Here is a 12,516-nt window from a genome sequence, read left to right as displayed (position 1 = left end):
AGGGGAGAGATACAATGGAGAAATGGGAGTTAGCAAAGGAAATTTACAATACGTCACGTTTAACGGGAACATTTAAGCTTCGATCAGGGCAAGTATCAAATCAATACTTTGATAAGTACTTATTTGAATCTAATCCAGTACTGTTATTAGAAATTGCTAAACAATTGAAAGAGCTCATTCCTCCTGAGACAGAAGTACTCACAGGTTTAGAAATGGGAGGAATTCCAGTAGCAACAGCATTATCTTTACAAACAGGTATACCTGTTGTATTTGTAAGAAAAGAAGCGAAGAAGTACGGTACATGTAAGTTAGCAGAAGGCGTTAATATTGCTGGGAAAAATGTTTGTGTTGTTGAGGATGTTATTACGACAGGTGGTCAAATATTATTAAGCACGAAAGATTTAAGAGAACTAGGTGCGAAAGTACATCATGTTCTAGGTGTAATTGAACGAACGAAAGAGGGAAAAGACAACTTATTAGAAGATGGCTTACAACTACATTCTTTATTTACAATGGATGAGTTAATTGAAGGAGAAAAGCAACATGCAAAGAGTTGACGTCGTATATGCACTAATACATGATGAAGAAACAGATAAAATATTAATGGTACATAATATAGAACAAAACGTTTGGTCACTGCCGGGTGGGGCTGTTGAAAAAGGTGAAATATTAGAGGAAGCACTAATAAGAGAAGTAAAAGAAGAGACAGGTTTAACTGCTGTGGCAGGTGGACTTGTTGCGATCAATGAAAAATTCTTTGAAGCATCAGGGAATCATGCGATACTATTTACATTCCGAGCAAATGTAGTAAAGGGTGAACTGATTGCGGAAGATGAAGAAGAAATTTCTGCAATAGAGTGGGTGGACCGAGCAATTGCAAATGAACGATTCCCATTCTACGATGGCGGATTCGAGGCATTATTAGAAGTAGCTATTCCATACAAGTTTCAACCAGAAACAAAGTGATTGAGTAGAAAAAAACAGGAGCGACAACGCTCCTGTTTTTCTATTCAATCGTCTTCAGTAATAACTTTTTCAATAGTGGTTTAATCTTCAGACGTAAATCTTCAGCATGATTTGCAACTAAGAAGTGATGGTTATAAATGTTCTTCATTAATTGATAAGTTGCTTCTTTTGCTTCGCCTTCTTCGATGAAGATTCCGATTACTTCCATACCACTTTTACGAGCAAGTTTGACAGCTTCATGCGTATCTAAAATACCGTCTTGTTGATAGTCTAGCGCAGAAGGCTCACCGTCTGTAAAGACAAGTAAGAATTTATGTTTTTCTGTTCTTTTTGCAAGTTTTTCAGAAACGATACGAATAATATATCCGTCGCGGTTATCTTCTTCTTCGCGAAGCTGCATAATTTCTGGACCGACGTTTGGTAACGTTGAGTTTTTATACGTTACAACTTCATGGATAACGTTTGGCTTATCCTCAGGCTTAGCACTAGAAGCATCTTCCCAAAATCCACTAATGGCGTGCGGGATTTTTAAAGATTTCAATGCTTCATGGAATAGGACCACACTCTTTTTCGTTTCTTCCATTTTGTTATACATAGAACCAGAGCAGTCCACTAGTAGTTGGAATGCAACGTCAAGTTCTTGTGATTCTTGTCCTTTTTTATAAAACATGCGCGGCTGCTTTTCAGTATAAATACGAAGGAATTTCTTACGAAGTCTTCCGTAATATTTATCACTATTTGCATTCGTTTTATTTTCAATCGTTTTTTCGATAATTTTCTTTAATTCTTTTACATCTTTATTAACGACTGATTTGATAGCTTGGTAATCCTTTTTTTCATCAGGATTTGATTTGCGAGCTTCTTTAAATATATGAGAAGCACCAACGTTATACTTACCGTATGCACCCTCGTTTTGGCTAGAAGCGTGTGAAGCTCTTGCTTCTTCTGTATCAGCGCCATCAAAGTTGGATTGTGTACTCTTTTGAGAAGTACCTTGTACAGAACCAAGTGCTTGGTCGCCATCTTCTGATTCACGAGCAGTATCGCCCATCATGTTTGTTTTTGTTCCACTTTCTAATTCAAAGCGTAAAAAATTCTCGTTTTCGTTATTTTTATTTTCACGATGCCATGTGGAGAAACTTTCATCCATTTTGTTTTTATTTTCATCGTCATCTATGAGCTGCGTATCATCATTTGCTAAATCTTCGACGCGACAGTTCTTTTCGTCTGCAATGACAGATAAATAAAGCGGAGCATGTCCGAAATAATTATTAAGCATATCACTTTCAAGAAGTCCTTCTACACGATAGCGAATTTTTTCAACGATATACATAATGTCTTCTGTATTACGAGCTTGGAATGTTTCATGCAAAATTGCTTCAATTTGCTCGAAATATTCATTATTAAACATTTCATATTTATCGCTCGTTAATGAAAGATAGCAGAGACAAAATAGACGATCACCGTGATAGTTACGAACACGATTGATTTCATTTTGTGAACCAAAGTAATTGCGATACATTTCTTTTCTTCTTTTAAAAACATGCTTTGTGCCAGGGCGTAAGTCTTTTACGATTTCCTCAACACGTAAATCTTCTAATAGAACAAATAATTGTGTTAAAAACTTTTTTAAGGGTGATTCTTGTAATTCAATCGCATAAGAACGAATTAAAGTCATGTCCGAGTAATGTTTATTACCAAGTGCTTTTAAAAACACTTCGCTTTTTAATCCGATTACTGTATCCTCTTCTTTTCGATCATCCCAAAAGTGACTAATGACAACCTTTTTTTCAATTTCGTCGTAGTATGCTTTATAGCCATACTCAAGGTAGGCATCGTCTTCTTTTAGAAGAGCATACATTAAGTTTTCCATTTGTAGAAACAGCGACGCATCAATTTTTTTGTCACTAAAAATTTGTCTCATGAATTATCCCTCAAAGAAATAACTTTCTGCTAATTCACGGACAGTCATTTGTTCTGTTTCATCGTTTAATTTTGCGATAATACTACGTTCAATTGCACGCATAACAGGAATATATACACCTAAATCACATGCGTCGATAATGCCACGAATACTTGCTGCTTCTTCACTTACACGTCCATCACGAGCTAAAGGCATAAGGTCGCTTGCAAATGCAACGAACTTTTCAATTGTTGCAACATCATTTAATTTTGATTCAGATAGTAATAGTTCTTTTAATGTGTCACCTTGAATGTATGGAACTTCAATAATAACGAAACGGTTTTTTAATGCTTCGTTTAGTTCGCTTGTTCCAACGTAACCTTCATTAATTGCTGCAATTACACGATACTCGTCATCGCCATACACAACCTCTTGTGTAAATGGATTTGTAATCATTTTACGGTAATCTAATGCACCGTGAAGAAGTGGTAACGTTTCAGGTTTTGCCATATTGATTTCATCAATATATAGGAAATGACCGTTCTTCATTGCTTTCATAAGAGGGCCGTTAACAAATGTAACTTCAGATGCGCCATCTTTCGTTTGTAGTGTGTTGTATCCTAAAATACCTTCTACATCTAGGTCAACAGAACAGTTAATGCTATGCATTGGTTTTTGGAATAAAGAAGAAAGAGTTTCAGCTAGTACTGTTTTACCACTACCAGTCGGCCCTTTTAATAGAATGTTTTTGCCAAGAAGAAGCGCTGTAATAGCATCTTCAATAATGCTGTTATCAGATGCTTTATATATTTTCTTTCCAATTAAATGTGCGTTTTCACCAGCTTCTTGTTTATTTTTTTCGTGAATGGTTGAGAGCTGTTGTTTTAAATCAGCATGTATATGAAATTGTTCTAACATGTATTTCCCACCTAACATTATTTTCATAAAGTAATACATCTTATGATAACTTGTTTTAATATGGTATGCAAAGAAAAGGAGAGAGGGGAAATGGAAAAGAAAAAGCAATCAATAGTACATTGATTGCTTACAGTAAAGGAGAAATGAGTCGCATGAAAGACTCTAATATTCGTTTTTTGATACTTCTTTTTTGGAATGCGTTCCATTTAATTTCAGTGGAATGCTTAAAGTCGTCTTCAAAATCATGTTTAATATCATGAACGGTTTCTGATTCATATAGTACGCTAATAAGTTCATAATTTAATTCGAAGCTGCGTACGTCCATATTTGCCGTTCCAATTGTCGCGATCTTATCATCAACGAGTACAATCTTTGCATGCATAAAACCATCTTTATAACTATAAATGGAAGCACCAGCTTTTAAAAGCGGAGTGAAGTAGGACTGAGATGCCTGATCACTAATAATACTATCACTTTTACCAGGATATAAAATGCGTACATCTATGCCAGATATTGCACTTAAACGTAATAATGTTAAAGTTTCTTGATCTGGAATAAAGTAAGGTGTAGCGATCCAAATCGATTTTTTTGCAGATCCCATAACAGCTAATAATGTATTGCGAATGCTTTTATCATCTGAGCTAGGCCCGCTGGCTACAATTTGCACAGCACCTTCTGCACTTGAAATTTCTTTACCTGGGAAGTATTGTCTATTCATAAATTGATCCCAAGAATAAGTATTCAATCCACTAGAGGCATAGAGCCAATCTTCTAGAAAAATTGCTTGTAATTTATATAACGCTTTTCCTTCTACTTTTAAATGACTATCACGCCAAACGGGAAATTTTTTTGAACGGCCAAGATATTCATCACCGACGTTGAGTCCACCAGTAAAACCGATTTCTCCATCTACAATAACGATTTTTCGATGGTTACGATAATTGACAGTTTCAAGTAACCAAGCTGAAAAAATAGGGTCAAATTCTACAATTTCAATACCAGCTTCTTTCATAGGTTTTAAAAAGCGCCTTCTTAACGTATTACTTCCGAGTCCATCATAAAGAAAGCGTACAATAACACCAGATTTTGCTTTTTTTATTAAAGCATCTCGAACTTTCGTACCAATCTCATCAGATTTATAAATATAGTATTGAATATGTATGTGATGTTTTGCTTGCTCGATAGCTTGCAAAATTTCTGAGAATGTTTGATCTCCGTTTGTTAAAAGCTTTGTAGTTGTTCTATCTGCGGCAGGCCCGCCTCCAAATTTTTGTACGACTTCTGTTAAATGGGCAGAGCGTTCACTTAATGGGACTTTGAGTGATAACTCTACTCGTCTTCCTTCTAATATTTCACGGAATAATTTTCTTTGCTCTTCTGAACGATGGAGATGTTTTTTTCTTCTCCAACGGCTACGACCGAAAATAGAGTATAAAAGCACCCCTATAACGGGAAGAAGTGCTAATACTAAAAACCACGCTAAGGTGCTTTGAGGAGATCTATTTTCGATGAAAATAACGAATGAAATTCCTACGATTGTAATAGACCATAGGGCACCGACAAATGTATATAAAGAAATAAACGATGTATTTAATAGGAAAAGAACGATAGATATAATTGTAAATATTAATAGTAATTGAACGATAGGCTTCTTCATTTCTATAAAATTCCTCTAATCTTTCTTAAATATAGACTTCTTATATAAAAGGTATAATCCGACATTCTTATTATAAAGTGTTTTGTTTTTTTTACAAAATATAGACATTTTCCCCATGCTTTCCGCATTTGTCCTACATACAGTATATTGTTACGTTATTATCCTGCTATTTGCTGGTTAATAAACAGTGTAGGGGGGACAAAACATTTGTCCGTTATATAGGAACAGGGATAACCATATCATGGATTTGTAACAGGTGCATGATGAAGCGAAGGATATGGTTATTCGTATTATACAGATTCTTCTTATTATATAGGTTACTAACAAGGTCCGTACTATTCATACAATACCTATTAAGATAAGAAAATGGAAAAGGAGAGGGGAATAATGAATTATATAGAAAATAACGGATTGTATTATCGTCATAATCATGGAGGTCACCATCATAATGGCGGACATAACCATCATGGAGAGCACAATCACTATGATCATCACCACCATCACGGAGGTGGATGGGGCTGGGGTGGCGGCTCATGGGGCGGTGGATTTTTCCCAGGAAGTTTTGCTGGAGGCGTGTTAGGTGGACTTACAGCTGGCGCATTAACGGGTGCAGCAAGTGGAGGCTACTATCCAGCAACGTACCCAGTAACTTATCCAGCGCCATACCCAGCACCATATCCAGGGTATCAGCAAATACCATATCCGTATTAAACTAAAAAAGAGGCTTGCCTCTTTTTTAGTTTAATAAAGTATTTATAAAATATTTCCAAAATAAAGGTGAAAATATGTTAATATTTTGTTATTGTAATTCAAAAACATATATACTAATTTTAACTTTTATATTAGTATCCGTGAATAGTTGTATAGTGTGCTCGGAATTCTATTTCGCTAGTAAAGTAAAGAGGGTTAAATGTGAGCGGGATTATTAGGAAACAATGGTCGTATAGAGCTAGTTATAAAGGAACGTAAGAGAATGAATAAGGTATAATAAAATAAGATCATTATAGTGATAAGAAACTACTATTTATAATGGAAACGGCATTATATTGCTTTTTATTATAAATAATATTATGTTATTTTAATCGGCATATTTCAAAATGTGATGAATGCAAATAGCTATTATTAAGAAATGAAATATCTCTATTTCTATGAAGAGAAACAAGTTGTGTTTTAGTCAGATAGGAAGCAAGGAGAGATGCGCATGCTAGAACAAAGAGGTCATGCATTATATGACTCTTCATTGCGAGATTTAAAGTTAGCATTAGATGAGTCTTCAATTGTTGCGATTACAGACCGAAATGGTCTTATTACATATGTAAATGATAAGTTTTGTGAAATCTCCAAATATACACGAGAAGAGTTAATAGGAAAAGATCATCGTATTTTAAATTCAGGATATCACCCGAAAACATTTTTTCAAATTCTATGGAAGCGTATTTTGAACGGAAAAGTATGGAGAGGTGAGATTCGAAATCAAGCAAAAGATGGGACGTATTATTGGGTTAAAACAACAATTGTTCCGTTTTTAAATGAAAAAGGAGAGCCGTATCAATTTATCGCGATCCGAAATGATATTAGTAGTAGGAAAGAAGCAGAGCAGAGGTTGCGGTTAAGTGAAAGTCGTTATAGGGAGCTTGCGTATCATGATGCTTTAACGAGTTTACCGAACCGATTGCAGCTAATAACGACTGTAAACGAGATGATTGCAGGAAAAAAAGAATTTGGTATGATTTACTTTGATTTGGATCGTTTTAAATTAGTAAACGATACGCTAGGTCATATGATAGGGGATTTACTTTTAAGCGAAGTTGCTTCACGGTTGCATTACGTGCTAGGAGAGAAAGACGTTCTGGCTAGGCTGGGTGGCGACGAATTTGTGCTGTTAACAAAAAATCATAAACAAGATGAAATGAGGCAGTTAGCGACATCTGTGTTGTCATGTTTTCAGGCACCATTTATGCTTGAAGGTCATGAAGTATACATTTCAGCTAGTCTAGGACTGTGCGCATATCCGCAAGACGGACAAGATGTAGAAACTCTATTGAAAAATTCGGATTTAGCCATGTATAGTGCGAAAGAACAAGGCAGAAATGCCGCGTGTTTCTTTACAGATGAGTTACGTGCGAAAATAAATCGTAGAATGAAAATTGAATTCGCTTTGCAAAAGGCAATTCGTGATGAAGAATTAGATGTGGTACTGCAGCCTATTATTGATTTGAAAACGAAGAAATATACCGGTATTGAGGCTTTAGCGCGTTGTTCGACAGAAGAAGGGCCTATTTCGCCAGGCGAATTTATTCCAGTAGCTGAAGAATCTGGACTTATTATAAAATTAGGAGACTGGGTATTAGAAAAGTCATGTCGCTTGTTTAAAACATTGCCAGATTACGAAGAAGGACTAAAGTTATCTGTTAATTTATCCATACAACAATTAATGCAAAAGCGTTTTATTATATCTGTACGTAGCATTTTAAGGAGAACTGGCTTTCCACCGAATCGTTTAATTTTGGAAGTAACGGAAAGTATCGCTGTTCGCCATTTTGATTATATTATTGCTACATTACAAGAATTAAGAAATATGGGTATTTTAATTGCTTTAGATGACTTCGGAACGGGCTATTCTTCCTTATATTATTTAAAACAACTGCCACTGGATATAGTAAAAATTGATCGTAACTTTATTCGTGAATTTCATTATGATCATGCACAGCCAGAGCGAACGATTGTAAAATCTGTTATTGAAATTGCTCATAGCTTAAATTTAGCAGTAGTTGCTGAAGGGGTAGAAACAGTAGAGCAAGAAAGTTTATTACAATCTATGGGCTGTGATTACGTACAAGGATTTTATTATGCGAAGCCTTTATCTGTAGGGGAGTTAAAAGAAAAGTTAATTATAGATTTTTAATAAAAAAGAGAAGCTGGTAGCTTCTCTTTTTTTAATTTATTTTTTGTGAGTTTTTCATTAGTACTGGATAAAGAATAAGACCTAATACAAACAATCCAATTCCTAAGAAGAACGTTTTTAAATCAGCAGTTCCTGTTTTAATAACCCAAATAGAGTAGACAAATGCTAATGTAGTAATGATCCCATCTTTTATTCGAGAGCCAGGCATTATATCATACGTTTCTCCTGTAATAACCAATTTGAATTGGTACAGCGTAGAAACAAGGTATGGAATTAAATAAGCTAATGTTGCTACAACGATAGCGAAATTATAAGCTTCTGATACGGTACCAGAAATCGTTGAGAATAAGAAAATTTGCGTCATCACATTTGTAATAAATAATGATTTTGAAGGACTACCTTTTTTATTTGTTTTCGCAAAAAACTTAGGGAAAAGTCCATTCTTTGCTGCCTGGTAAGGTACTTCTGAACTAACAACGATCCAGCCAACTGTAGATCCAAATAAAGATACAAGTGCAAGTAAAGCCATTATATATGCGCCTTTATTGCCAATTGCTAAATTTAATGCGTCTACTAATGGTTTTTGAGATTCTTTTAAAGCATCTTGCGAGAGAGCTCCCATTGTAAGTAAAGTAATTGACATGTAAATAAGAAGAGCGATAATCAACCCGAAAATGGTAGCTTTTTTTACATCGCGCTGAGATTTTGCGCGGTTAGAAAGCATTACAGCAGATTCAATACCGATAAATGCCCAAAGTGTTGCGATAGCAGCTGAATTGATTTGTCCACCTAACGAAATTGATTGTCCTGCTTCATTCATAAATGTTTGACCGTCTCCGAAATTAGAGGCATTGAAAATGAATAATGTGATTACAATAAACATTGTAAATCCAATAATTTTTGCAATGGTAGCAAGAAGATTCATATTTCCAGCTCGGTCAATATTTTGAGAAAGAATATATTGAATTCCCCATAACATAAGGCTACATACGAGGAAAGTTAGTCCTTTTCCGAGTTCTAGTGAAAATCCGTTCGTTGAAAAAAGAATTTGCTTACTTTGTAACACTGGAAAGAATGTTGATAAATATCCAGCAAAGGAAATAATAACAGATGCGGTTGCAGCCCAGTTCGCAGCCCAATAGCCCCATGCCATACTATATCCTGCAACTTTACCCGCTTTTTTTGAAGGGAACATCGCTTGAGCATAACTTTGTGGTCCAGCTTTTAATTCTGGTTTTCGGATTGCTAAATTTCCAAATACGAGTGCAATCATAAATACGCCAAGGCCTGTAATACTCCATGCGAGTGTAGAACCCATTGGACCTGATACGTGTGCTAAATTTGCTGGGAGCATAAATACGCCACCGCCAACCATATTTCCGATTACAAAAGCTGTTAAAATCCATAATCCCCATTTTTTCGTTTCCATTTTTGTTAACTCCTTTGTAGTAAGTTTTGCTTAAACATCATTTTTTACTAGCTTTTTGGCAATAAAAAAAGAGCCATGTAGATAAAAAATACCTACATGGCTCTTCGCCTAACGTAGGTACAACGGGAATAACCCTTGTACCTACGCGTAATTTTTCCGCTAGGTTTCAAGGGTTACGTATGATGATGATGTTTTTGTGCAAATGTAACTACAATTGTTGTATAAGTAAGCATAGTTCTTTGCTCCCTTTCTCCTCTGATTTTGAAGTTAGTATACTACATGTTTTTTTGAATGAAAAGAAAAATATAAAAATTTTTATAAAAATACGTTTTAGAGATTAAATATTTACCTGTATTTTTCCTATACTGGAAAATAAGTGAGAGATTGGCAGAAGAGTGTAGCATGGTATAATACATATAGAATTAGAAGGTGACAAGGGGCTATTGTAGATGATGAGTAAGTATGAACAAATTTATACAGCAATCAGTAAGTCTATTGATAATAAGCAATTAAAAGAGGGATGCAAAATCCCATCCGAAACTGAATTAATGAAGCAGTATGAAGCAAGCCGCGGTACGGTAAGAAAAGCTGTAGATTTATTACAAGAGCGTGGATATGTTCAAAAAATACATGGAAAAGGTGTTTTTGTTTTAAAGCGAAAAAACATTGAATTCAACTTTGGTGGTATTGTAAGTTTCCAAGAAGAAAATGAACGTTTAGGACGCCATTGTATTACAGAAGTCGTGGAAATGGAGAAAGTAAAAGCGACAAAAGAAGTTGCAAAGCTATTAAATGTGAAAGAGAAAACAGAAATAGATCATATTAAACGAGTACGAAATATTGATGGAGAAAAAGTAATTTTGGATATTAATCATTTTGTATCGGAATATATTCCTGGATTAACGAGTGAAATTGCAGCAAAGTCCATTTATAAATACATTGAGAAAGAATTAGGTCTTCATATTAGTTACTCACAGAGGGTAATTGAAGTGCAGCCATGTACAGAGGACGATAGAGAGTATTTAGATTTAAATGGAACAGACTATGTTGTCGTTGTGAAAAACTTTACGCATTTTTATGATGGAAGTCAGTTCGAATATACAGAATCACGCCATCGTTTAGATATTTTTCATTTTTCGGATGTGGCGCGGAGAAAATAAGGAGATGGAACGAAATAACGTTTCATCTCTTTTTTTATAAAAAAATCACAAACTCGTATATACGAGTGTTGACTAACTTATATATACGAGTTAATATGTAATTGTAAACGGTATCAAAAAAAGAAAAGAGGGACGGGAATATGGGGAAAGACTATCGTCAAACAGCAGAGGAAGTGTTGCAGTATATTGGTGGGAAAGACAATATTGAACAAGCTGCGCACTGTGTAACGAGGCTCCGTATCGCTTTAAAAGATGAAAGTAAAATAGATAATGATAAATTACAGTCTGTTTCATTAGTGAAAGGAGCGTTTCATAACGCTGGGATATTTCAAATTGTAATTGGCCCAGGGGACGTAGATCGTGTATACGCTGAATTGATAACGCTTGCAGGTATGAAGGAAGCGACAGTAGCTGACGTGAAAGACTCTGGAAACCAAAAGTTAAATCCAGCTCAAAAGTTTGTAAAAGTATTTTCAGATGTATTTATGCCGATATTACCAGCGATCGTAACAGCTGGTTTACTAATGGGGATTAATAATCTATTGGGGGCAAAGGACTTATTTTTTGAAGGTAAAAATTTATTAGATGTGTATCCAAACTTAGGCGGGCTTTGGGATTTAATTAATATGATGGCGAATACAGCATTCGTATTCTTACCAGCACTTGTCGGTTGGTCAGCGACGAAGCGTTTTGGTGGTAGTCCGATATTAGGGATCGTTATGGGATTAATGCTCGTTCATCCGGCCTTATTAAACGCGTGGGATTATGGAAAAGCAGCGACTGGTTTAGAGGGACAAAAGATTGAGTACTTCGATATTTTAGGATTATTTCAAATTGAAAAGGTAGGGTATCAAGGTCAAATCTTACCGGTTTTAGTAGCAGCATTTGTATTAAGTAAAGTGGAAATTTTCTTGAAGAAACATGTACCAAATGCAATTCAATTATTAGTTGTACCAATTACAACGATTGTCGTAACAGGTGTGTTAGCATTAGGAATTATTGGTCCAGTTACACGTCATATTGGAGATTTATTAACAGCTGGATTAGTAGGTGTATATGAAACAGTACCAGTAGTTGGAGCAGTATTGTTTGGAGCATTATATGCACCGCTTGTAATTACAGGTATGCATCATATGTTTATTGCCATCGACTTACAATTAATTGCACAGCACGGTGGTACATTCATTTGGCCAATGATTGCTCTTTCTAACATTGCGCAAGGTAGTGCGGCACTTGCGATGTTCTGGATTTCTAAAAATCAAAATGATAAAAGCATGGCATCTACATCAGCAATCTCAGCATATTTCGGTATTACAGAGCCAGCTATGTTTGGTGTAAACTTACGAAATAAATTCCCGTTCTATGCAGCGATTATAGGATCGGCTATTGCAGCTATATTTATTACGTTAAATGGTGTATTAGCACCTGCTATCGGAATTGGCGGATTACCAGCATTTATTTCTATCATTCCGAAATCGATTCCAATGTTTATTGTAGGAATGGTTATCGCAGTTGTAATCCCATTTACGTTAACATGGTTATTTGCAAAACGAGTAAAACAGAAGTAGGAGGAAGTTA

Annotated in this window: 10 protein-coding genes; 6 read left to right on the top strand and 4 right to left on the bottom strand. The window is 35.4% G+C overall.

Features of this window, described 5'->3' with window-relative positions:
- Positions 1-14: 14 nt before the first annotated feature.
- Both pyrE and AC1Q8N_RS24290 read left to right on the top strand, forming a co-directional pair.
- Positions 15-557 carry an orotate phosphoribosyltransferase gene (gene pyrE / locus AC1Q8N_RS24295; RefSeq protein ID WP_493521411.1) on the top strand — a complete coding sequence of 181 codons (543 nt, stop codon included), beginning with the start codon at positions 15-17 and terminating at the stop codon, positions 555-557.
- Entirely contained in the window at positions 544-966 is a 423-nt protein-coding gene (locus AC1Q8N_RS24290) for an NUDIX hydrolase (protein WP_048541686.1), read from the top strand. The genes pyrE and AC1Q8N_RS24290 overlap by 14 nt, the downstream gene beginning before the upstream one ends.
- 40 nt (positions 967-1,006) lie before the next feature.
- On the opposite strand, the gene AC1Q8N_RS24285 is transcribed toward AC1Q8N_RS24290, so the two are convergent.
- The 3 genes from AC1Q8N_RS24285 to AC1Q8N_RS24275 all read right to left on the bottom strand — a co-directional run bounded on the left by AC1Q8N_RS24285 (position 1,007) and on the right by AC1Q8N_RS24275 (position 5,444).
- Positions 1,007-2,890, bottom strand: coding sequence for a vWA domain-containing protein (locus tag AC1Q8N_RS24285; protein WP_493521410.1), 1,884 nt, complete (start codon positions 2,888-2,890; stop codon positions 1,007-1,009).
- Between the two features lie 3 nt (positions 2,891-2,893).
- On the bottom strand, positions 2,894-3,787 hold the full coding sequence (locus AC1Q8N_RS24280; RefSeq protein ID WP_000892965.1) for an ATP-binding protein: 894 nt from the start codon (positions 3,785-3,787) through the stop codon (positions 2,894-2,896).
- 127 nt (positions 3,788-3,914) lie between these two features.
- Entirely contained in the window at positions 3,915-5,444 is a 1,530-nt protein-coding gene (locus tag AC1Q8N_RS24275) for a cardiolipin synthase (protein ID WP_098643052.1), read from the bottom strand.
- 387 nt (positions 5,445-5,831) lie between these two features.
- On the opposite strand from AC1Q8N_RS24275, the gene AC1Q8N_RS24270 reads away from it, so the two are divergent.
- Together AC1Q8N_RS24270 and AC1Q8N_RS24265 are read left to right on the top strand one after the other, a co-directional pair.
- Positions 5,832-6,155: a cobalt transporter gene (locus AC1Q8N_RS24270; protein ID WP_493521409.1), complete on the top strand. Its 324-nt coding sequence runs from the start codon at positions 5,832-5,834 to the stop codon at positions 6,153-6,155.
- 490 nt (positions 6,156-6,645) lie between these two features.
- On the top strand, positions 6,646-8,349 hold the full coding sequence (locus tag AC1Q8N_RS24265) for a putative bifunctional diguanylate cyclase/phosphodiesterase (RefSeq protein WP_048541691.1): 1,704 nt from the start codon (positions 6,646-6,648) through the stop codon (positions 8,347-8,349).
- 31 nt (positions 8,350-8,380) lie between these two features.
- On the opposite strand, the gene AC1Q8N_RS24260 is transcribed toward AC1Q8N_RS24265, so the two are convergent.
- Positions 8,381-9,778, bottom strand: a complete 1,398-nt coding sequence (locus AC1Q8N_RS24260) for an amino acid permease (protein ID WP_048541693.1) — start codon at positions 9,776-9,778, stop codon at positions 8,381-8,383.
- A 449-nt stretch (positions 9,779-10,227) separates the two neighbouring features.
- Between AC1Q8N_RS24260 and treR the strand changes: the two genes are divergently transcribed.
- Both treR and treP read left to right on the top strand, forming a co-directional pair.
- Positions 10,228-10,938: a trehalose operon repressor gene (gene treR, locus AC1Q8N_RS24255; protein ID WP_098124197.1), complete on the top strand. Its 711-nt coding sequence runs from the start codon at positions 10,228-10,230 to the stop codon at positions 10,936-10,938.
- Between the two features lie 140 nt (positions 10,939-11,078).
- The gene (gene treP / locus AC1Q8N_RS24250) at positions 11,079-12,506 is read left to right on the top strand and encodes a PTS system trehalose-specific EIIBC component (protein ID WP_098642936.1); all 1,428 of its coding nucleotides are present in this window, start codon (positions 11,079-11,081) and stop codon (positions 12,504-12,506) included.
- Positions 12,507-12,516: the final 10 nt, after the last annotated feature.

It is taken from the genome of Bacillus sp. GW823-FHT06B01, from assembly GCF_058952315.1.
The sequence above is the reverse complement of the archived record's forward strand: the minus strand, read 5'-3'. Positions and strand labels throughout refer to the sequence as shown.